The 20,807-nt window shown below is 63.5% G+C and carries 23 protein-coding genes, 1 tRNA gene and 3 pseudogenes; 19 read left to right on the forward strand and 8 right to left on the reverse strand.

What is annotated here, in order from left to right; all coding sequences use genetic code 11:
• Positions 1-39 precede the first annotated feature (39 nt).
• From H9L15_RS07200 to H9L15_RS07280, 19 genes and pseudogenes are all read left to right on the forward strand, one after another.
• Positions 40-951, forward strand: a complete 912-nt coding sequence (locus tag H9L15_RS07200) for a hypothetical protein (RefSeq protein WP_187715666.1) — start codon at positions 40-42, stop codon at positions 949-951.
• The gene (locus tag H9L15_RS07205) at positions 948-1,946 is read left to right on the forward strand and encodes an alpha/beta hydrolase family protein (protein WP_187715667.1); all 999 of its coding nucleotides are present in this window, start codon (positions 948-950) and stop codon (positions 1,944-1,946) included. The genes H9L15_RS07200 and H9L15_RS07205 overlap by 4 nt, the downstream gene beginning before the upstream one ends.
• 164 nt (positions 1,947-2,110) lie before the next feature.
• On the forward strand, positions 2,111-2,482 hold the full coding sequence (locus H9L15_RS19500; RefSeq protein ID WP_398286909.1) for an alcohol dehydrogenase catalytic domain-containing protein: 372 nt from the start codon (positions 2,111-2,113) through the stop codon (positions 2,480-2,482).
• Positions 2,479-2,955, forward strand: coding sequence for a zinc-binding dehydrogenase (locus H9L15_RS19505; protein ID WP_317617618.1), 477 nt, complete (start codon positions 2,479-2,481; stop codon positions 2,953-2,955). The genes H9L15_RS19500 and H9L15_RS19505 overlap by 4 nt, the downstream gene beginning before the upstream one ends.
• Positions 2,956-3,247: 292 nt before the next feature.
• On the forward strand, positions 3,248-4,345 hold the full coding sequence (locus H9L15_RS17280; RefSeq protein ID WP_223276587.1) for an alpha/beta hydrolase family protein: 1,098 nt from the start codon (positions 3,248-3,250) through the stop codon (positions 4,343-4,345).
• Positions 4,342-4,814, forward strand: a pseudogene (locus H9L15_RS07220) (alpha/beta hydrolase family protein). The gene H9L15_RS17280 and the pseudogene H9L15_RS07220 overlap by 4 nt, the downstream one beginning before the upstream one ends.
• A gap of 179 nt (positions 4,815-4,993) precedes the next feature.
• Positions 4,994-5,242: a translation initiation factor IF-1 gene (infA, locus tag H9L15_RS07225; RefSeq protein WP_187715669.1), complete on the forward strand. Its 249-nt coding sequence runs from the start codon at positions 4,994-4,996 to the stop codon at positions 5,240-5,242.
• A gap of 6 nt (positions 5,243-5,248) precedes the next feature.
• Positions 5,249-5,820: pseudogene (locus H9L15_RS07230) on the forward strand (Maf family protein).
• Positions 5,813-6,274 (forward strand): hypothetical protein, encoded by a 462-nt coding sequence (locus H9L15_RS07235; RefSeq protein WP_187715670.1) that lies wholly within the window; start codon positions 5,813-5,815, stop codon positions 6,272-6,274. The pseudogene H9L15_RS07230 and the gene H9L15_RS07235 overlap by 8 nt, the downstream one beginning before the upstream one ends.
• A gap of 2 nt (positions 6,275-6,276) precedes the next feature.
• Entirely contained in the window at positions 6,277-6,756 is a 480-nt protein-coding gene (locus tag H9L15_RS07240; RefSeq protein ID WP_187715671.1) for a hypothetical protein, read from the forward strand.
• A gap of 9 nt (positions 6,757-6,765) precedes the next feature.
• Positions 6,766-6,921: a DNA gyrase inhibitor YacG gene (locus H9L15_RS07245; protein WP_187715830.1), complete on the forward strand. Its 156-nt coding sequence runs from the start codon at positions 6,766-6,768 to the stop codon at positions 6,919-6,921.
• A gap of 78 nt (positions 6,922-6,999) precedes the next feature.
• Positions 7,000-7,074 (forward strand) — tRNA-Phe (locus H9L15_RS07250).
• A gap of 373 nt (positions 7,075-7,447) precedes the next feature.
• Positions 7,448-10,777 (forward strand): TonB-dependent receptor domain-containing protein, encoded by a 3,330-nt coding sequence (locus H9L15_RS07255; RefSeq protein ID WP_223276588.1) that lies wholly within the window; start codon positions 7,448-7,450, stop codon positions 10,775-10,777.
• 192 nt (positions 10,778-10,969) lie between these two features.
• The gene (locus tag H9L15_RS07260) at positions 10,970-12,979 is read left to right on the forward strand and encodes a tetratricopeptide repeat-containing sulfotransferase family protein (RefSeq protein WP_187715672.1); all 2,010 of its coding nucleotides are present in this window, start codon (positions 10,970-10,972) and stop codon (positions 12,977-12,979) included.
• Positions 12,980-12,983: 4 nt separating this feature from the next.
• Positions 12,984-13,778: a PgaA family protein gene (locus H9L15_RS07265; RefSeq protein WP_223276589.1), complete on the forward strand. Its 795-nt coding sequence runs from the start codon at positions 12,984-12,986 to the stop codon at positions 13,776-13,778.
• Positions 13,744-14,130, forward strand: a complete 387-nt coding sequence (locus H9L15_RS17285; RefSeq protein ID WP_223276590.1) for an aspartyl/asparaginyl beta-hydroxylase domain-containing protein — start codon at positions 13,744-13,746, stop codon at positions 14,128-14,130. Before H9L15_RS07265 ends, H9L15_RS17285 begins: the two co-directional genes overlap by 35 nt.
• Positions 14,127-15,392 carry a tetratricopeptide repeat protein gene (locus H9L15_RS07270; RefSeq protein WP_187715673.1) on the forward strand — a complete coding sequence of 422 codons (1,266 nt, stop codon included), beginning with the start codon at positions 14,127-14,129 and terminating at the stop codon, positions 15,390-15,392. Before H9L15_RS17285 ends, H9L15_RS07270 begins: the two co-directional genes overlap by 4 nt.
• Positions 15,293-15,637, forward strand: coding sequence for a putative 2OG-Fe(II) oxygenase (locus tag H9L15_RS07275; RefSeq protein WP_223276591.1), 345 nt, complete (start codon positions 15,293-15,295; stop codon positions 15,635-15,637). Before H9L15_RS07270 ends, H9L15_RS07275 begins: the two co-directional genes overlap by 100 nt.
• 74 nt (positions 15,638-15,711) lie before the next feature.
• Positions 15,712-15,984, forward strand: a complete 273-nt coding sequence (locus H9L15_RS07280) for a hypothetical protein (RefSeq protein WP_187715675.1) — start codon at positions 15,712-15,714, stop codon at positions 15,982-15,984.
• A 22-nt stretch (positions 15,985-16,006) separates the two neighbouring features.
• Here H9L15_RS07280 and msrA read toward each other — a convergent pair whose 3' ends face one another.
• The 8 genes and pseudogenes from msrA to H9L15_RS07315 all read right to left on the reverse strand — a co-directional run bounded on the left by msrA (position 16,007) and on the right by H9L15_RS07315 (position 20,794).
• Positions 16,007-16,486, reverse strand: a complete 480-nt coding sequence (msrA, locus tag H9L15_RS07285; protein ID WP_398286840.1) for a peptide-methionine (S)-S-oxide reductase MsrA — start codon at positions 16,484-16,486, stop codon at positions 16,007-16,009.
• A gap of 181 nt (positions 16,487-16,667) precedes the next feature.
• The gene (locus H9L15_RS17290) at positions 16,668-17,063 is read right to left on the reverse strand and encodes a glutathione S-transferase family protein (RefSeq protein ID WP_223276592.1); all 396 of its coding nucleotides are present in this window, start codon (positions 17,061-17,063) and stop codon (positions 16,668-16,670) included.
• Positions 17,064-17,152: 89 nt separating this feature from the next.
• Positions 17,153-17,320 (reverse strand): annotated as a pseudogene (locus H9L15_RS17295) (glutathione S-transferase N-terminal domain-containing protein); the annotation flags it as partial.
• On the reverse strand, positions 17,317-17,979 hold the full coding sequence (locus H9L15_RS07295; protein ID WP_187715676.1) for a dihydrofolate reductase family protein: 663 nt from the start codon (positions 17,977-17,979) through the stop codon (positions 17,317-17,319). The pseudogene H9L15_RS17295 and the gene H9L15_RS07295, both read right to left, overlap by 4 nt.
• A gap of 60 nt (positions 17,980-18,039) precedes the next feature.
• On the reverse strand, positions 18,040-18,471 hold the full coding sequence (locus H9L15_RS07300) for a VOC family protein (protein ID WP_317617619.1): 432 nt from the start codon (positions 18,469-18,471) through the stop codon (positions 18,040-18,042).
• 10 nt (positions 18,472-18,481) lie between these two features.
• Positions 18,482-19,306 carry a VOC family protein gene (locus tag H9L15_RS07305; protein WP_187715677.1) on the reverse strand — a complete coding sequence of 275 codons (825 nt, stop codon included), beginning with the start codon at positions 19,304-19,306 and terminating at the stop codon, positions 18,482-18,484.
• Positions 19,294-20,079: a DUF1428 domain-containing protein gene (locus H9L15_RS07310; protein ID WP_187715678.1), complete on the reverse strand. Its 786-nt coding sequence runs from the start codon at positions 20,077-20,079 to the stop codon at positions 19,294-19,296. The genes H9L15_RS07305 and H9L15_RS07310 overlap by 13 nt, the downstream gene beginning before the upstream one ends.
• A gap of 40 nt (positions 20,080-20,119) precedes the next feature.
• Positions 20,120-20,794 carry a glutathione S-transferase family protein gene (locus tag H9L15_RS07315; protein WP_187715679.1) on the reverse strand — a complete coding sequence of 225 codons (675 nt, stop codon included), beginning with the start codon at positions 20,792-20,794 and terminating at the stop codon, positions 20,120-20,122.
• Positions 20,795-20,807: the final 13 nt, after the last annotated feature.

A 20,807-nucleotide genomic window follows, 5' to 3' on the forward strand; every position in this document is an offset into this window, starting at 1 on the left:
TGCGAATTAGGTTCGCCCTCGGATTGAGAGGGGGACTCAATGCGTTTGATCGGGCTTGCCCTGGCCGCCACTATTGCCTGCGCGGCTCCCGTGCATGCCGAGCAAGCTGTCCCCAAACTCCCAACGACGGTGTTCGCGCAACTTCCCGCGATGCGGAAACCGGTGCTTTCGCCCGACGGTCATCGGATCGTTGCCCGGGCTACGACGAATGGGCGTGGACGGCTCGTTCTCCTCGACGCCGATCAGCCGGAGGCCAAGCCGAAAGTCATCGATATCGGCACTGCCAATGTCGCGGCCCTGCAGTGGGCCGGGAACAAGCGCCTGCTGATGCAGGTGCTGTCGACGGATTACATCTACGGTGTAGTCCCGGTTCCGATCCTGCGGCTGCTTGCGATCGACACCGATACCGGCGGCTCACGGGTCGTCGATAAGAAGAGCGACGGCCTCTACGCGGGCGACGTTCTTTACGCAGACCCGACCGGCAGCTGGGCGCTCGTCGCCAGCCAGGACGACATCTATTCCTATCCGTCGGTCAAACGAGTCGATCTCGCGACCGGCAATGCCACGTTGGTCGAGAAGGCGAGGCCCGACGTCTGGGACTGGTATGCCGATGACGAAGGCGTGGTTCGAGCGGGAATCGCTTACGAGGGGCGCAAGTGGACGGTCTGGTACCGTGACAAGGCCGGCGACCCTTTGAAGAAGACGCGCGGGAAGTTTGCCAAGGACGACGACAGCGCGGTCGACCGGGTCATGTTTGGGCCGAACAACAACGGCTGGATCGTGACCAACGAACGTACCGGTCGCTTCGGTCTCTACCGCTACGACTTCGTCACGGGTGCCGTCGGCGAGGCCATTTTCGAGAACCCGAAGTCGATCTGGACGACGTCAGTTACGATCCGACCAGCGGGACGATTTACGGCATCAGCTATCAGGACGATCGCCCGCGGGTGAAGTGGATCGACCCTAAGTGGCAGGCGCTTCAACAGAAGCTCGACAAGGCTCTGCCGAACGCAACCAACTCGATCGTCGATACGTCGGATGACGAGAAACGGTACCTGATTTGGTCAGGTGGAGCTTCGGATCCGGGACGCTATTTTCTGCTCGATACCGCCAACTGGCGAATGCACCCGGTGGTGGAGCCATACTTGATGGATGCGTCGCAAATGGCGGAGGTCCGCTCTGTCCAATATCAGGCACGCGACGGTTTGAAGATTCGGGCTTACCTGACGACGCCGAAGGGTCGCGATGCGAAGAGCCTGCCGCTCATCATCCTTCCCCACGGCGGTCCATTCGCGCGCGATGACTGGACGTTCGATCCGATTGTGCAATTCCTCGCCAACCGCGGATACGCGGTGCTCCAGCCACAATTCCGGGGCTCCACCGGATACGGGAAGGACTTCGCGAGCAAAGGCTATGGAGAATTCGGCAAGAAGATGCAGGATGACCTCGACGACGGCGTCGACTGGCTGGTGAAGACCGGCCAGGTCGATGCCAAGAGAGTCTGCATCATGGGGATGTCCTATGGTGGCTATGCGGCTCTGTGGGGCGCCGTTCGCAACCCGGACCGCTATCGCTGCGCCGTTAGCTGGGCTGGCGTGTCCGATCTCGATGCCTTGATGAAGTATGACCGCAAGAGCTTCTCGGCGATCCGCTACTTTCGCGAGTGGCGAGCCAAGGTCGCAGGCGATGCCAAGGATCTGGGGTCGGTCTCGCCGATCAAATATGCCGACAAGGTGAAGATCCCGGTCTTCATCAGCCACGGCGAGAACGACGCCCGCGTTCCTGTGAAGCAAAGCCATTCGATGGTCGACGCGCTGACCAAGTCGAAGGCCGACGTCACGTCCGTTTTCTACAAGAGCAGCAGCCACGATTTCGACAGCGGCGCCGACTTCTACGATTGGCTTCAGCGGCTAGACGCGTTTCTCGCCAAGCATAATCCCGCCTGACCCCTTTCAATCCCGGATAACCGAGAGCAGAGGCCGTCGATGGCGCAGGCAATCCGAATCCACAAAACTGGCGGCCCCGAGGTTCTCAACTGGGAGGAGATCGAAGTCGGCGATCCCGGCCCGGCCAGGTCCGTGTTCGGCACGAAGCGGTCGGACTAAACTACATCGACGTCTATCACCGCACCGGACTCTATCCTCAGCCGCTTCCATTCACGCCCGGCGTCGAGGGTGCCGGCACAGTCGAGGCGGCCGGAGAGGGCGTGGCCGGAGTCCGGATCGGCGATCGCGTCGCTTACGCCGGTCCCGTCGGCAGCTACTCGGAAGCGCGGCTGATCGATGCGGACCGCCTCGTGAGGCTTCCGGACGCGATCGACTTCGAGAGTGCGGCGGCGATGATGCTGCAGGGCATGACGGTCCGCATGCTGCTGCGCGCCGTCCATCGTGTCGAGCCGGGCGATACGATCCTCGTCCACGCTGCGGCTGGCGGCGTCGGGCTGATCATGTGCCAGTGGGCAAAGGCGCTGGGGCGACGGTGATCGGAACCGTGTCGACCGAGGCCAAGGCCGAGCTCGCCCGCGCGCACGGCTGCGATCATCCGATCCTCTATACGGAGCAGGATTTCGTCGCGGAGGTCGGTCGCCTTACCGGCGGGGAGAAGCTGCCGGTCGTCTATGACTCGGTGGGCAAGGATACCTTCCTGAAGTCGCTCGACTGCCTTCATCCGCGCGGGGTGATGGTCAGCTATGGCAATGCGTCAGGTCCGCCGGACCCGATCCCGCCGGGACTGCTGGCGCAGAAGGGTTCGTTGTTCCTGACTCGCCCGACTCTTTACCATTACATCGCCAAGCGCGAGGAGCTGGAGCAATCGGCGACGGAGCTGTTCGACCTGGTGCTCTCGGGCAAGGTCAAACTCAAGATCGGCCAGGGTTTCAGCTTGCGTGAAGCAGCGGATGCGCACCGCGCGCTTGAGGCCCGCGAGACAACTGGCTCGACCGTTTTGACGGTCTAGGAGCGGCTGCTTCCCATTTTACTGCCCTGTGTTAGCTTCCGCCCGCCGGAAGTCAGGGGGGAGTGACATGGTTCGGTCGTACTTTTGGGGGTGCTGGCGCTTGCCGGCGGCACTGCAGCCTTCGGCGCGACGCCGTTGCCCGATGCTGTTCCTGTCGAGGTTTTCGCCGCACTGCCGGGAATTGAGAGTCCCGAGCTTTCTCCAACGGTGAGAAGGTCGCGGCGAAGATCGCCATCGATGGCCAGCAATATCTGGTCGTCCAGCCCTCTTCGGCGGCAAGACGAGCGCCTTGATGGAGGACAAGTCCGACATCAACTGGTGGCAATGGGTCAACGACGACTGGCTGGTCGTCGGTGTCGGGGACAATGTCAGCCTTTACGGCATGGACTTCTACGCGACGGCGATCGTCGGCGTCAGCGCGGACATGAAGACGGTCAAGCGGGTCGACCCATTCCGCAACGGCGTCGAGGCCGACGACGTGATCTGGTACGCCAAGGACGGTTCGCCGAGGGTGCTGCTCTCCAAGGAGACAGGCATCGAGACTCCGATGGAATGGCAGCCGAGCGTCTGGGACGTCGATGTTTCGACCGGCAAGGGAAAGATGGTCACGCGGGCGATGGACGACGTCTGGGAGTGGGACGCCGATCCGTCAGGAATGGTTCGCTATGGGATCATCTGGCGCGACGGTAAGCGCGCCGGAATCTATTATCGCGGTCCCGATGGCGGCAACTTCCAGAAGATTTCCTTTGCCAAGCGCCAGGAAGCATCCGTGCCCCTGCCCGTGGCCTATCGAGCCGACGGCAATGCCATCGCGATCGACGACAGTGATGGACGGGACAGCGTCTACGAGCTCTCGCTGCCCAGTTTCACTCTCGGCAAGAAGCTGTTCGGCGATCCCAAGTATGACGTGGACGCCGTCATCCTCAACGTCGCACTCAACGACGCTGCGGGTTTCCGGGTCGTCGGCAAACGCTCTCGGATCGAATGGCTCGACGAAGACTTGAAGGACATCCAGAAGGGGCTCGACCAGACGCTGGGCAGCGGAAATGCCCGGATTGTCTCCTGGAGCCGCAACCGCAAGCAACTGCTGGTCGAGGTGGGCAAGCCGTCACAAGCCGGCGGTCTCTATTACTGGGATACCAACGGCGCGACGATGCAGCGGATCGGCTGGAACAACTCGGTGCTCAAGGACCGAAATCTCTCCGCCGTTTCGACAGTTCAATACAAGGCGCGGGACGGGGTGCCGATCGAGGCCGTCCTCACGCTCCCACGCGGCCGCGAGGCGAAGAACCTGCCGCTCATCATGATGCCGCACGGGGGCCCGAGGCGCGAGACAGCGAGGAATATGACTGGTGGGCCCAGTATCTGGCGGAGCTTGGCTACGTCGTGATCCAGCCGAATTACCGCGGATCGAGTGGGTACGGGACCGAATTCGTCGACCGCGGACGGGGCGAATGGGGCCTGAAAATGCAAGATGACCTGATCGACGGAATCGATTGGCTCGCGGCGCAGGGGTGGTCGATCCGAAGCGCGTGTGCATTATCGGCGCGTCCTACGGTGGGTATGCGGCCATGCGCGGAGCGCAGCGCGATGGCTCCCGCTACCGCTGCGCCGTGTCCTATGCAGGCGTCTCGGACCTCAACGTCATGCTCAAGTACGACCGGAGCATGATGGGGAAGGGCATGGTCGAATATTGGAAGGCCAGGGCCGCCGACCTCGATGCTGTTTCGCCCAGATATCATGCGGCAAGCTTCGGCGCGCCGATCCTGATCGCGCACGGGGTCGAGGACAAGCGCGTTCCGGTGAAGCAGTCTCGGATGCTGGTCAGCGAGCTACAGAAAGCCGTACGAATATCTTGAGCAGAAGAAGGGCGATCACCATTTCAGCAGGGCCGAGGATCGCCTGGAATTCCTGAAACGGATGAAGGCCTTTCTCGACAAGCATAATCCTGCTTGAGCCTATCCAGGGGACGCGCCTTTCATTTTAGGCAGCGCGCTTGTAAGGCCACGCGACTTTTAGCCGAAGGAAGAGAGAACGCTTGGCCAAGGAAGAATTGCTCGAGATGCGGGGGCAGGTTGTGGAATTGCTGCCCAATGCGATGTTTCGCGTGCGGCTCGAGAACGGCCATGAGATCCTCGGCCATACCGCCGGCAAGATGCGCAAGAACCGGATTCGTGTGCTGACCGGAGACGAAGTCCTCGTCGAGATGACTCCCTACGACCTGACCAAGGGCCGGATCACCTATCGGTTCATGCCAGGCCGCAGCGGGCCACCACCCCGCCCGTAGGGCGGCATGCGCCTGGTCCTCGCTTCCGCAAGCCCGCGTCGGCTCGACCTGCTGGCGCGCATCGGCGTCGTGCCTGATGAAGTGGCGCCCCAGATATCGACGAACGTGTTCCGGCCGGAGAGCTGCCACGTGAGCACGCGCTTCGCCTGGCGGTCGAGAAAGCGGAAGCGGTTGCCGCAAGCCGTCCCGACGCGCTGGTCCTCGCCGCCGACACCGTTGTTGCCGTCGGGCGGCGGATCCTCCCCAAGGTCGAGGACGAAGCGACACTACGCGCCTGTATGAAGCTACTATCCGGTCGCCGCCACCGCGTCCTCACCGGGGTCGCGCTCGCCGCTCCCGGTCACGCAATCCGAACGCGGCTCGGAGAGACGATGATCGCCATGAAGCGCCTGTCCGATGAGGAGATCGACTATTACGCCGGTCATGGCGAATGGCGGGGAAAGGCCGGCGGCTACGCACTCCAGGGCTATGGCGAGGTCTACGTCCGGCAGATCGCAGGCAGCTACTCGAACGTCGTCGGCCTGCCGCTGGCGGAAACGCGCCTGCTGCTGAAGTCGGCGGGCTATCCGCTTGCCTGACTGGATCTGCGAGCGCGGGATCGGCGAGATCCGCTTCGCTCGGATCGTGGATGGCGAGATCGTCGAAGCGCGCATCCTGCTTGAAGGCACGGTCGCGGCCGGGACGGTCCTGGACGGCAGGCTGATCGAGGTCGGTATACCGGCGCTCGCTGATGCCGGCGGCCAGCAGTACTTGCTTCCCAGGGGCGCACCCGGAGTGACTCAAGGCGCCGCGATCCGGATCGAAGTGACGCGGGAGACGATTCCGGGCGCCGAACCGTGGAAGCGGCCGTTCGCCCGCATAGCGGAACGGGCGGAGGGCGTCTCGAATGCACTTGAGGCGGAGATCCTGCCGTTCCCAGCTCCAATTGATCGGCTGGAGCAGGCGGGATGGTCCGACGTACTCGAAGAAGCGCGGAGCGGGATCGTTCGTTTCGAGGGCGGTGAGCTTCGCCTTTCGCTGACCCCGCGATGACGTTGATCGATGTCGACGGACGCCTTGCCCCTGCCGAGCTCGCGTTGAAGGCCGCAAAGGTCGCCGCGCGGACTATACTGCGGCATGCGGTAGGCGGATCGATCGGAATCGACCTCCCGACCATTTCCGGAAAGGAGCAACGGCAGGCTGTCGGGGCCGCCATCGACGCGACCCTGCCGCAGCCATTCGAGCGAACGGCAATGAACGGATTCGGATTCATACAGATCGTGCGTCCGCGCGCGCGCGCGTCTCTGTTCGAACTCGCGTCTGACCGACCGTCGTTCGAGGCTCGCAGCTTGCTTCGGAACGCCGCAATGTCCGTGTCGGGCGCCACAGTTCTCGTTGCTCATCCGTCCGTCTCGGCCGTCCTCGAACGCAATCCAGCGTGGCTGGAAGACCTCTCGCGGCAGGTGGGCGGCCCGGCCACCTTGCGGAGCGACCCGTCGCTCCCCATCCATGGGGCCTATGCGCACAACGCTTGATACCAAGTCCTGCCCGTTTGCCGGAAAAAGCCGTCGGCCGAGCACGCTCCGTTCTGTTCGCGCGGGTGCAAGGACCGCGACCTGTTGCGCTGGCTCGACGAAGGCTATCGGATTCCGGGTCCGAAAGCCGATGCTGGGGTGGACAGCGAAGATAGCGGCGGTTAGTGAGCGCGGCGCCCCTCGACGTCGCTTTGCGGCGTCGCTCGGGACAGGCTTGGAGCGGGCGATCTGCCCGGCCCGAGAGCCCAGGTAGCTCAGTTGGTAGAGCACGTGACTGAAAATCACGGTGTCGGTGGTTCGATCCCGCCCTGGGCACCATTCCCATTCATCGCTGAAACCCGCGTTTCGACCGAGAGCGTTGCTTTCTTAGCTCCGCGAACCCCTTTGCTAGGGACACGCGACCGCGGCGGACCGGCAACTTTCCGTTAATCGCGCAATCCAGCCGTTAACTCTAAGCGTTCGTTTGGGCCTGCCTTAAGCTGCTGATTTGCGTCGAGCGAGCGTTCGGCGGCTCAGTCGAATCCGTTAATGGCACATGTTGTTTCGGCGCTACACTATGCTCAAAAAGCGGCTGAAAACCGTTGCGCAGCCTTGTTCTGTTTCAGTTATCGGACAATGAAAGCGCCCACGTGCACCCAGTAAATGGGCCGAAACGTGTGCCCGGAGTAGCGGGCCGAACAAGGGGACCAAAATGAAGACGAGCTTCCGTCAAAACCTGCTCGCATCGACCTTGCTGGTCGGTACGGCTGCGCTGGCAACGCCGGCGTGGGCACAGGACACGCAGTCAGCGGATCAAGCGGCCTCGACGCCGACCGGACCAGTCGAAGCTGTTGCGACTGACGAACCCGCATCGAGCGGACAAGACATTATCGTTACCGGCTCGCGCATTCCGCAGCCGAACCTGGAATCGGCCGCACCGGTCACGGTCGTGTCCGACCAGGACGTGAAGCTCTCCGGTTCGACCAGGATCGAAGACGTCCTCAACCAGCTGCCGTCCGTCGGCGCCGCGCAGACGTCCGGCGTGTCGAACGGCGCGACCGGTACGGCCGAAGTCGACCTTCGCTACCTCGGCTCCAAGCGCTCGCTGGTTCTGATCAACGGCCGCCGCATGATGCCGGGCGATCCGAACAGTGCGAACCTGTCGGCCGACTTGAACGTCATTCCAGCCGCGATCATCAAGCGGGCGGAAGTCCTTACCGGCGGCGCGTCGTCGGTGTACGGTGCTGACGCGGTTGCGGGCGTCGTCAACTTCATCATGGATACCCACTTCGAGGGCATCCGCTTCGACGGCAACTTCAGCATCTGGCAGCACAACCAGGACAATCCATTCGTCGGCACCTGCAATCGCGTGCAGGCAAGCTCCGGCTGTACGGCGGTGGATCAGCGTCTGCACATGAGCGACATCATCAACGCTCGTGGCTATCCGCTGCCCACTGGCAGCACGACTGACGGACGTTCGTTCGACGGCACCGTCACGATCGGCGCCGGCTTCGATGACGGCCGCGGCCATGCCGTTGCCTATTTCGGCTATCGCAACACCAAGCCGGTTCTCCAGCGCGACCGCGATTTCTCGCACTGCGTGATCCAGAACCAGACCAATCCCAATCCGCGTTGCGGTGGTTCGGCGACTGCGAACCCGGGCACCGCAATCATCTTCACGAGCGGAACCTCGACGGTCGCGGCACTTGGGCCGGGAACCATCACTCCGAACGCTCAGAACCTCTACAACTTCGCGCCGCTGAACTACTTCCAGCGGCCGGACGAGCGTTACATCGCCGGCGCGTTCGCCGATTACGAGATCAGCCCTGCGCTGAAGCCGTACCTCGAGTTCATGTTCATGGACGACCGGACGCTGGCGCAGATCGCTCCCTCGGGCGACTTCGGCAACACGCTGACCATCAACTGCGACAACCCGTTCATGTCAGCGCAGCAGTTCGCGGTCATTTGCGGCAACCCGCAGAACGTCATCAACGGCTTCGTGGGGAACTTCCCGCTGGCCCAAGGCGCTCCGTACAACCCGAACCCGGGTGCGGCGCCGCTGACGTTCTTCGACGCCCGCGGCAACACTTACAACAATGCGTTCTTCCAGCTTCTCCGTCGTAACACGGAAGGCGGCCCGCGTATTTCCGACCTTCGTCACCAGGCGTGGCGCGGGGTCCTTGGAACCAAGGGCGACCTGTCGAGCATCTTCTCGTACGACGCCTACTTCCAGTACGGCCGCACGAACTACACGCAGGTCTACAAGAACGAGTTCTCGATCGCTCGCCTGACCCGCGCGCTCAACGCCGTGAACGTCGATGCCAATGGCGTCGCGGTCCCGGTCGGAACGCCTGGTTCGTCGATCGTCTGCCGCTCGGTTCTCGACGGTAGCGACCCGAATTGTACGCCTTGGGATCCGTTCGGCGCAGCTCCGTCGGCCGCGTCGATCAACTACCTGAACGTCTTCGGCGTCATCCAGGGCATCACTTCGGAACAGATCGGCCACTTCGACATCACCGGCCTGCTTGGCGATGCCGGCATCAAGACGCCGTGGGCGGAAGATGGCGTGGGCATCAACGTCGGTGTCGAATACCGGCGTGAATCGCTCGAGCTGAACCCGGACACGTCGTTCCAGACGGGTGATCTTGCCGGTCAGGGTGCACCGACGCTTCCAGTCAGCGGCAACTTCCGCGTCTGGGACGTGTTCGGCGAAGCCCAGATTCCGATCATCCAGAACCAGGGGATCGAGGAGTTCACGATCGGTCTCGGTTACCGGAAGTCCTGGTACGACATCAGCAGCGGCGGTGGCTATGACACCGACACGTACAAGATCTCGGCCGAGTTCGCTCCGGTGAGCGACATCCGGTTCCGCGGCTCGTACAACCGTGCAGCTCGTGCCCCGAACATCCAGGAGCTGTTCGCTCCGCAGTTCGTCGGCCTCGATGGTTCGAACGATCCTTGCGCCACTGGCACGCCAATCACGGCGACCGATTATGGCTGCCTTGCGCAGGGCCTCGCCATCGGCCAGTCGCCGACTGCCAATCCGGCCGGCCAGTACAACGGCCTGCTCGGCGGCAACCCGAACCTCAAGCCGGAGAAGGGCACGACCTGGACGATCGGTACGGTCATCCAGCCGCGCTTCATCCCGAGGTTCGCGCTGACGGTCGACTGGTGGAACATCAAGCTCGAGAACGCCATCCAGGGCTATGGTGGAGATGCCATCATCAACACCTGCGTTGGTGACTCGACCGCGACGTTCACTTCGCCGGCCTGCGCTCTCATCCAGCGCGACCCTGCAGGGTCGATCTGGCTGACGTCGGGTGGCTACGTGATCGACCTTCCGCAGAACACGGCAACCATCAAGGAAGCCGGTCTCGATGTGGCGGCGTCCTACTCGCACCAGCTGTTCGGCCTCGGCAAGCTCGGCTGGAGCTTCGTCGGGACGTACATGGACAAGTACGACGTCAACAACGGCCTGTCGCAGCCTTACTCCTGTAAGGGCCGCTTCGGCCCGGTCTGCTCCGGCGGTACGGTTGCCGCCTCGGCGCCGATCCCCGAGTGGAGGCACAAGCTGCGGACGACCTGGACGTCGAACTTCGGCCTCGGACTGTCGCTGCAGTGGCGCTACATCGGCAAGGTCTCGGCTGAGACCCTCGATGCCAGCAACACCGTCAACGGCGCGTTCACCTACGACCCGGGTCTTCACGTGAAGGCGCAGAACTACCTCGATATCTCGGCGACCTACACGCTGATGGATCGGATCAACCTGCGTGCCGGTGTCAACAACCTGACCGACAACGATCCGCCGCTGATCACCAGCGGTAACGGCAACCGTCCGGGCTCGAACCTTTGCCCGGCTGGTCCGTGCAACGGCAACACGTACCCGGGCACCTGGGATGCGCTCGGCCGTCTCCTCTGGGTAGGCGCGACGATCGACTTCCTGCCGCCGAAGCCGGCTCCGGCTCCGGTTGCACCGCCGCCGCCGCCTCCGCCGCCGCCCCGCCGCCGCCTGCCACGCAGACGTGCCCGGACGGCTCGGTGATCCTGGCGACCGAGGCATGCCCGGCTCCGCCGCCGCCGCCTCCGCCGCCGCCGCCGGCGCCAGAGCGCGGCTAAGCGGAAACGCTAGCTCGAAGAATGGGGCGGTGGACCGAATGGTCCGCCGCCCTTTTCTTTGTTCGCTCCGTCTGCCGCCAAGGCTGTCACTTGCCGGCAATTGCGCTAGACAGCCGCCATGACTGCCGTTTCGACCCTTGACGACCGCACTGTCGCTGCGATCCGCGACGCCATTTCCGCTGCTCGCTCGGGCCGTGTGTCGGAGGCGTTCAGCATCGGCGAGCGCGCGCTTGCAGAAGGCGGAGACACGGCCGCGCTGAGCGCAATGCTCGGCTCGATGTATTGCCAGAGCGGAAATCTGGAAGCCGGAGTCCGTCACCTCCGTGCTGCACGTGCAGCACGACCTGACGACGCCGTCATCGCCGGGAATCTCGCTTCGGCCCTGGCGCAAAGCGGCGATCATCCGGCAGCGCTCGACATCCTCACCGCAGAAGTCGCAGCCGCGGACCCATCGCTCAACATGAAACGCCTGCGGGCCTTTCTGGCGCAGGAGACGCAGCAATTCTCGATCGCCGTCCCGACCTACGAAGAGGTGGTCGCGGCGGCACCGGCCGACTGGGAGAGCTGGAACAACCTCGGCAATGCGCGGCGACTTGCGGGCGATATTGAAGGAAGTGTCGCAGCCCTCGAACGCGCTGCGGAACTCAATCCCAATTCCCCGCCCGTCCGTCTCAACCATGCGATGGCGCTCGCGGCGCTCGGTCGGGTCGATGAGGCAATCGAGAAGCTGCGCGGTATGGCCGACGAATTCCCGTCCGATACGCGGGCGTTGGCGGAGCTCCATGCCGTCCTTCGTGAACTGGGTCGCGAGGACGATGCTCTCGATGCAATCGAAGAGGCGTCCGCGAGAAGTCCGGATGACATCGAACTCCTGCTCGCAACGGCCAGCCAGCGCTTGAACCAGTTGAGGACCAGTCCTGCTGAAGATTCATACAGCCGGGTCGTTCAGCTGGAGCCCGGAAATGCACTCGGGAACCTCGGCTTGGCCGTGGTTTATGAACTCACCAACCGGACTGCCGAACTGGCTGAGCTGGTGACGAAGGCGCAGGAGCGAGGCGTTGGGGATGACGTTCTCAACTTCATCCGCGCATTCGATCATCGCCGAGGGAAGAGGTTCGCCGAAGGTGTCTCGGCACTCGACAAAGTGCCTGACGAACTGGAAACGCCGCGGCGCAGTCATCTGCTTGGACAGCTCAAAGAGGGCGTCGGGGCGTATGACGAGGCGTTCGCGGCGTTCAAGCGGATGAACGAAATCCAGTTGGGCGACCCGACGCGGCCGGGAGAGCGGGCCGAGGCATACCGAAACCTCGTTCGCACGCTTTCGGCGACGGTCACGCCGGAGTGGATTGGAAGCTGGCGGGAGGAGACTGAGCCCTATTCGGGACCGACGCCGGCATTTCTGCTCGGCTTCCCAAGATCGGGAACGACCCTGCTCGATACCATGCTGATGGGTCACGACGGCGTGGAGGTTCTGGAGGAAGAGCCGACGCTGCTGCGCGCATCGAAGATCCTTCCGTTCGAGGATATTCCAGTTGCAAGCGACGAGCAGATCCGACTGGCGCGCGAGGAATATTTCCGCGTCGCGAAGCTTCACGCTCCGTTGACGCCGGGCAAGCTCCTGGTCGACAAGAATCCGCTCTCGCTGAACGCACTGCCGATCATCAAGCGGCTGTTTCCGAAGGCGAAGATCATCCTCGCATTGCGGCATCCGTGCGACGTCGTGCTCAGCTGCTACATCACCAACTTCAAGCTGAACGATGCCATGTCGAATTTCCTTCGGCTGGATACGACGGCGGAGTTGTACGACCTGAGCTTCGACTTTTTCGAAAAGGCGCACCAGCTGGTCGACTTGCCGGTTCACACGGTGATCTACGAGAATGTCGTCGGCGACAGGGAAACGGAACTCCGGGCGCTTCTGGATTTCCTCGAACTCGACTGGAGCGACGAAGTCCTCGACCATGAGGCCACGGCGATGAATCGCGGGCGCATCAAGACCGCCAGCTATTCTCAGGTCGCGGAGCCGATCTACAATCGGGCGGCGGGACGTTGGCAGAACTATCGCAAGCACCTCGAGCCGGTCATTCCCGTACTTGAACCCTGGATCGCCAAGTTCGGCTACAGCTTGTGAACGCATGGCTGGCGCGGGGCTGATCAACGAAGCGGACCAGGCGGTTGCCCGTGGCGACCTTCGAACCGCGGTAGGCCTGCTCAGCCAGGCGGCAGAAGCCGAGCCCGGCAATGCCGACCTGTGGATGAAGGTCGCAGCCTTGCATCGCGCGACCGGTCATCCGCGCAATGCGCTTCATGCCGTCCACCGCGCGCTCGCCGTGTCGCCGCTGGATTTCACCATGCTGCTGATGAAGGCGAGCCTCATGCAGCGGCTCGGAGATCCGGAGGCGGGGCAAGCCTGGGGTCATGCCATTGCCCAGCGGCCAGACCACGAACTTCCGCCCCAACTCGCCGCCGTCATGGTCGAAGGAGAGCGCCAGCACGCCGCCTGGATCGACTCGCGCGAAACGCGGCTCAAGGCGGCCACGCAAGCGGCCGAGGCCGCGGCGGGCAAGGAAGAGCGCAAGCGGATCGAGCGTTTCCGCAACAATGCTCTCGGCCGGACGAAGGTCTTCCACAGCAGCCCGACCCACTTCCAGTTCCCGGAGCTCGCCGAGCGCGAGTTCCATCCGCGCAGGCTGTTCCCCTGGATCGCCGACCTCGAAGCGGCGACCGACATGATCGCGGAAGAGCTGCAGGCCGTGATGGCGGCCGAACGGGCCGAGCTCGTGCCCTACATCCAGTACGACGAGCACCTGCCACTCGCCCAATGGCGTCCGCTCAACCGTAACCCCGACTGGACCGCGATCCACCTGTGGCGGAACGGCGAGCGGGTCGACGCCAATGCGCGACATTGCCCCGCACGCTGGAGTTGCTGAGCGGATTTCCGCAGCCGCAAGTGGGCGGCTCCGGCCCGAACGCTATGTTCTCGCTGCTCGCACCCAACACCGCGATCCCCCGCACGTCGGTGTGAACAACGCCCGGCTCGTCTGCCACCTGCCGCTGATCGTGCCGGAGGGATGCTGGTTTCGCGTCGGCGCGGAGACGCGTTACTGGAAGCGCGGCGAGGCCTTCGTCTTCGACGACACCATCGAACACGAAGCAATGAACCCGAGCGATGAGCTTCGTGTCGTCTTCATCTTCGACGTCTGGCATCCCGATCTGACCGATACGGAGCGAGCCGCGGTTGCGGCCCTGATCGGAAGCGAAGGCGGGGTCGGGGCGCTGTGAGCCAAACGGCGGCGATGGCGGCGAACCTGTCGACGTCGTTCAATGCCGATACGCTTGCGGACCTTGCAGGCAAAGCGCTGGAGGAAGGCGAGGAAGAGCAGGCGCTGCCGTATCTGGAGCGTGGAGCGAAGCACTTCGCGAGCCCTTTGCTGTGGCAGTGGAAGGCACTTCTGGAGCGTTCACTCGACGAACATGAAGCCGCGTTGGCTTCGTTCGAGCAGGCGGCTCGGCAGGCGCCTGGCGACGTGAGCATTGCCCACGGCCATGCACGGACAGCCATGGAAGCAGGTCTCGACGCGAGGCCGATCTATGCCCGTGCCTTGGCCTTGGCGCCCCGCAACGGTCAGATCATGGTCGGCGCCGCTGCCGCCAGGGTGGCGATGGGGGAGGGCGAGCGGGCGATCGAAGATCTGATGGCGACGCTCCGCGGTGCTCCGGCCTGGATCTACGGTCATGAGCAACTTGCACAGATCATGGCCACGCAGGGCCGAGCCTCGGAAGCCACGGCGTCGCTGGACCAGGCGCTTGCGAGTTTTCCGAAGGCGCAACCGCTTTGGGAGGCGCTGCTGAACGTGCAGCTGCGGCGGGGCGCTTACGAGACGCTCCTGCCGATCGTCGCGAAGGCGAGGAGCGCGGGCGTCGATTCGCCAGAGTTCGCGATCTACGAGGGCATTCACGCCGCGGAGTTCGAGCAGGACGTGCGTCCGCCGGCCCTGTTTGGAGCGTTTCCGGAGGCGGTTGATCGCGCGCTTGGCCGCTGGCGGGTCCGTCACTTGCTTCGTGCCGGTGCCATCGACGCACTGATCCCGCTGATCCACGAAGAAATGCAGCGTGACCGGACGGCGGAGCTTTGGGCCTATGCGGCCACGGCCTGGCGCTTGGCCGGCGATCCGCGATCACAGTGGCTCGAAGAAGACGAGCGCCTCGTCAGTGTCGCCGACATCACGGCCGACCTGCCCCGGTCGACAAGCTCACTGCGACGTTTCGTGCGCTGCACGTCGCCCGAGGAGAATATCTGGACCAGTCCGTTCGGGGCGGGACGCAGACCGACGGTCCGCTGCTCAGCCGGATCGATCCCACGATCCGTCACCTGCGCCGGGCCATTGTCGGTGCGGTGGAGCGTCACGTCGCGCAGCTTCCAGGCCCTGACCCGAGCCATCCAATGCTCGGTCCCCGACGCGACCGCCGGGTCCGGTTCTCGGGAAGCTGGTCGGTGCGGCTTCGCTCGCATGGGCATCATTCCAATCACGTCCACCCGCTAGGCTGGATAAGTTCGGCGCTCTACCTGGCGTTGCCCGAACGCGGGCACGAGGAACGCTCGGACGCGGGGTGGTTCACGCTCGGACAACCCGACGAGAAGCTCGGCATCGAGCTCGAACCCTGGCGAAAGATCCAGCCGAAGGTCGGCCAGCTCGTCCTCTTTCCGTCGTGGATGTGGCACGGGACCGTCCCATTCGAGGAAGGCGAGCGGATGACGGTGGCTTTCGATGTATCTCCACCGGTTTGAGCGTCTGTCGAAAATTCATTGCGCAGCAATCGCCAAGCGCCAATAATTGCCGCACTTCCGAGAGAGGTTTTCGTATGTTGAAGCTCATTCATGCTTGCGTGCCGGTTGCCCTAATCGCCGCGCCGGCAATTGCTCAGGCTCCTGCGGCGGCTCCGGCACCCGCCCAGACGCAAACGAAGCCGAACGACCCGAACGAAAAGGTCTGCGTCAAGCAGGAAGTCATCGGGTCGCGCCTCGGCAACAAGAAGGTGTGCATGACCCGCGCCGAATGGGCTGACCGGAAGCTTCAGGATCAGCAGGAACTGACCCGCGTTCAGACGCAGCGCAGCGGACCGACGGGCAACTAGGCCTCCCGCGGCGGGAGCCGCGTCAGCCTTTCCAATATTGCGGGTAAGCCCTCTTTAGCTTCGCCACCTTCGGCTCGTCGTTGATGACGATGTAGGGGTGCTGCGGATGTTTGCGGGCGAAGTCCTGGTGATAGGCCTCGGCTGCGAAGAAGGGGCCGCCTTCGATCTTCGTGGCAATCGGCCGCTGCGCGTTCAGCTGCCGGATGAAGCTGGCGGCGACCTGCTTCTGCGCCGGGGTCTGAGGGAAGATCGCCGACCTGTAGCTCGGCCCAACGTCGGGGCCCTGGCGGTTCACCTGCGTCGGATCGTGCGCCACGGAGAAATAGATTTTCAGCAGTTGGGCGTAGCTGACTTGCCGCGGGTCGAACGTGATTTTGACGGCTTCCGCATGTCCGGTCCGCTCGGTGCTGACCTTGTCGTAGCTCGCATCATGCGCCTGGCCGCCCGCATAGCCTGACACGACGTTGTGAACGCCCTTCACATGTTCAAAGACTGCTTCCATCCCCAGAAGCAGCCGCCTGCCAGCACAGCCGTCTCTGTGGGCGCCTGGGCGGATGCTGTCGATGCCAGTGACAGGCAGAGGGCAGGAACGGTCAGGAAAGCGGTCAAGCGGCTACGCATCGGTATGGCTCCAAACGGGACTATGTCCTTTATCCGCGATCTGGACCGGTATGGTTACACGCCTAATCGCGGTCGGGCGCGCCGAGCGGAAAGTAATGCCGATACGGACGGCCCTCGTCGACCGCGCGCGCGACGACCGGGTGCGCCAGCAATCGGGAGCGATAGGCGGATAGCCGGGGACGGTCTGGTCCGATCTCTTCCACCCAATCCGCGTAAAAAAGGCTGGGGGCGGCCGCACAGTCGGCCATGGTAAAGCTATCGCCGGCCGCCCAAGGCCCGTCGCCGAGATTGGCTTCGAGCCAGTCGTAGGCCGTCAACAGGTCCTTGCGCGACTTCTGGACGCCGTAGGGGTCGCGGTTGGCGCCCTCCGGTCGAATGATGTCGGACACCGGCCTTTGCATATTACCCATGACGTAGAGGTCGAAGAAGCGGTCGAGGAAGCGAACCTGCCGGCCCAATTCTCCGTCGGGAATCCAGTCGTTTGGTCCCGGTGATGCGCGTGCAGGTGCTCGATGATTGTCGAGCTTTCCAGAACCGGCCGGCCATCGTCGATCAGGACCGGAAAGAGCCCGTACGGCGAGTGCCGCTTGAGTTCTTCCATGTTCGCTGGATCCTCCACCATGAGATAGGCGAAGTCGGTGCCGTCGGCCCAAAGGGCGATGAGAACCTTCTGCGTGTAGCTGCTGAACGGATGGCCGAAGAACTGCAGGGTCATGCGTCCTCCCGCGCCCAACTTGCGCGGCGTTCGAGCTCGGCTTCGCTCGGCTCCGTGCTCGCGAAGTTGCCTGTCTGGACCTGCCCGTTCGGCTCGTAGGCGGCAATCACCACACCCTTGGGGGAAACGAAGCTCTCCACCATCTTGAGCGCACCCGGCTGCTGCGTGCCGTCGAAGATGCGCTTTCCGGTCCCAAGCACGACCGGAAAGGTGATCAGAACCAGCCTGTCGATCAACCCGGCCGCAAGCAGTGGCACGTACAGCGTGCTGCTGCCCTGAATGAGGAGATCGCGGCCGTCGCTGTCCTTGAGACCAGCGACCGCCTGCACGAGATCGCCGGATAGCTTCTCGCTATTCTCCCAAGTCAGCGGCGCATCCGAATGAGTGACGACATACTTGTTGATGCGCTGGAATTTCTCCCCGATCGGATTGTCCTGATTGTACGGCCAATAGGCGGAGAAGATGTCGTAGGTTCGCTTGCCCAGAAGCAGGTCATAATCCGCCATGATCAGCTTCTCGAACGGTCCCATGTCTTCGTCCCAGTAGGGCGCGACCCAGCCGCCAAAGCGGAAGCCGCTGGTCGGATCTTCCTCGGGACCGCCCGGCGCCTGCATGACGCCGTCCAGGGATACGAAAACCGAGCCGGTGAGCTTACGCATTGACCGGCTCTCCGCGAACGGCGGCTTCGATCGTCGCGATGTCGATCTTGCGCATCGTCATCATCGCCTGGAATGCGCGCTGGGCGACCGCCTTGTCCGGGTTGGTTGTTGCGTCAAGCAACGCCCTAGGGGTGATCTGCCAGGAAAAGCCCACTTGTCCTTGCACCAGCCGCACATGCTTTCCTCGCCGCCGGTCTTGGTGATCGCGTCCCAATAGCGATCCGTCTCTTCCTGGCTTTCCGTAACCACCATGAAGCTGACGGCCTCATTGGCCTTGAAGTTCGGGCCGCCATTGAGGCCGACGAAAGACTGGCCAAGCAAGGTGAACTCGACCGTCAGCTCATCGCCCTCCTTGCCGCCGGGGTAATCGGACGCGGCCGAATGGGGCGCTCCGACATGCGTGTCGGGAAAGACCGAGGCGTAGAATTCCGCGGCCTTCCGAGCTTCGCCTTTGTCGAACCACAGGCAGGTGGTCAGCGTGTTACTCGCCATTGTCCTCTCCTCAGGCCTTGCCGACGAGCGCGAATTCCGCGCCCTGCGGATCGTTGCCGATGATGATGTGATCGCCGCCGGGAACTTCGTGCGGGCCCATCGCCACCTCGCCGCCGCCTGCCTTCACGGCCTCGACGGCTTTGGTGATGGACGGAACCCGAATGTAGAAACGCCATTTGCTGTTGCCGCTGCCCATTTCCTTGCAGACGGCGCCGAACGTCTCGCCGCTTCGGGCGAAGAAGCGATATTCGCCATTCTCGCCCATCGGCATGAAGTCGTCGCTCGTCCAACCGAACAAGTCGCCGTAGAATTGCCGGGCGGCCTCGGGGTTGGAGGTCATCAACTCGTTCCAGCCCACCCGCTGCTCGGCCTCCAGCGAAAAGACATCACTCTGCGCGTCCGGGTCGCCCTCGGGCGGAATGGGCGTCATCACGTAGAATGGAAGGCCTTGCGGGTCCGCGACCATCGCGATGCGGCCTTGCGGGATGTCGAAGGCGGGCATCAGGACCTTGCCGCCTTTTTCTTCTGCTGCGGCGACTGTCGCGTCGACGTCGTCGACGCCGAAATAGCCAAGCCAGATCGGCCGTGCGCCCTCCTGCCGCATGCCGTCGGTGAGGCCCAGCACGCCGCCGGCCGAGCCGCCGTCGCTACGGCCGATCATCCGATAGTCCTGCTCGCCGCCAATCGGATCGCTGATCGTCCATCCGACGACGGAGCCGTAGAATGCTCGCGCTCCGTCCGGATCAGGGGTCATCAACTCGTACCAAACGTTGCTTCCCTGCAGCGGGCGGCGGGTTGCGTCGGCCCGTGCGGGCGCGTCAGTCACTTCGGACATTCTGGTTCCTTCCGTTTGAGGCAGTTGCGCGGTTCAGGCGCTTGCCGGCGTCTTGGCGACTTCGTCGACGATCGGCTCAAACCCGCCCAGAACATGCGCTGGCCGTTGAACGGCATGGGGTCGCTCGGCTTCATGCTTTCGTCCTGCATGATCTTCGCCCAGGCATCGTCGCGGGCCTGCTTGTCGGGCCATTCGATAAAGCTGAACACCACGGTTTCACCATCTTCCGCCTTCACCGCGCGGTAGTAATCGGTGACCTTGCCGTGCTCGATGTCGTCGGCGATCGCCTCGACGACCCGGCTGGCGCCATGCGCGCGGAAAACCTTGGCCATCTTGGCCGCGAGTTCGCGGTAAGCCTCCTTCTTGTCGTCCGGCACGGGGACGATGAAGCCGTCGGTGTAGCCACCGCGCTCACTGCCTTCCTCGACGATCGCCTTGAAGCCTCCGTAGATCATCCGCTTGGCATCGAACGGCATTGGCGATGCGGCCATTTCCGCCATGCGCGGATCGGACCGGAATTTCGCGTTGGCGGCATCGCGCGCGGCCCGGTCGGGGTATTCGAACCAGGCGAAGACGACTTTCTCCTCCGGCGTCGCATCGACGGCCTTGCGGAAGTCGGTGACCTTTCCTTCCGGGACATCGCTGTCCCAAGCTTCGACGTGGCGGCGAACGCCGAGTTCATGAAAGATCGGCGCCCCATCGGCAGCGTGCTTGCGATACTCTTCCTTCTTGCTCTCGGGCACCGGGACCAGGAAGCCTTCGAAATAGGTCATCGTCTTTCTCCTCCGGAATTCAGGACGTCGCAGGGTTCGCTCAGGCGGGCTGCGGCTCGTTTTCAGCGAAGACCGCAAGCTGGTCGGCCAGCGCGCGCTGGAAGGCGGGCCGGGCCTCGCCACGCGCGATGTGGGCCGCGAGATTGGGATACTGATCGACGACCTCGCCGCCGCGAAGCTGGCGAAGCACGGTCACCAGCAGCAGGTCCGCGATGGTGAAGCGGTCTTCCAGCCATTCCTTGTCCCCAAGCGCGTCGGACACGCACTTCAGTCGGCCGTTCAGGCGTTCCATGAATTTTGGCCGAGCTTCCTCGGTCCAGGGCTCGCCCTTGTTGAAGACGTTGATCATGAGCAACGGGAAAATCGCGGGCTCGACGCTGTTCAGGGCAGCGATGACCCAGGCGATCGCCCGCATCTGCCGCGCATGATCGGCCGGCATCAGGCGATCGTCCTGCATGCCGAGATGGATCAGGATCGCTCCACTCTCGAACAGCTGGACCTGGTCGTCGCGATAGGCGGGGACCTGGCCGAACGGCTGCTCGCAAAAATATTCCTCGGGCCGCGGCTTGGTCACGTCCAGCAGGCGGACGCGGTAGGGCCGTTCGATTTCCTCAAGCGCCCAGCGAACGCGAAGATCGCGAACCAGACCCTGCGCGAAGCCCGGGACCCAACGATAGGCGGTGACTTCGGCGGTTGCAGTCGAATCGACTGGCATGGCGTTCTCCTTA

The organism is Sphingomonas daechungensis (assembly GCF_014489495.1).
In the GTDB taxonomy this organism is placed as follows: domain Bacteria; phylum Pseudomonadota; class Alphaproteobacteria; order Sphingomonadales; family Sphingomonadaceae; genus Sphingomicrobium; species Sphingomicrobium daechungense.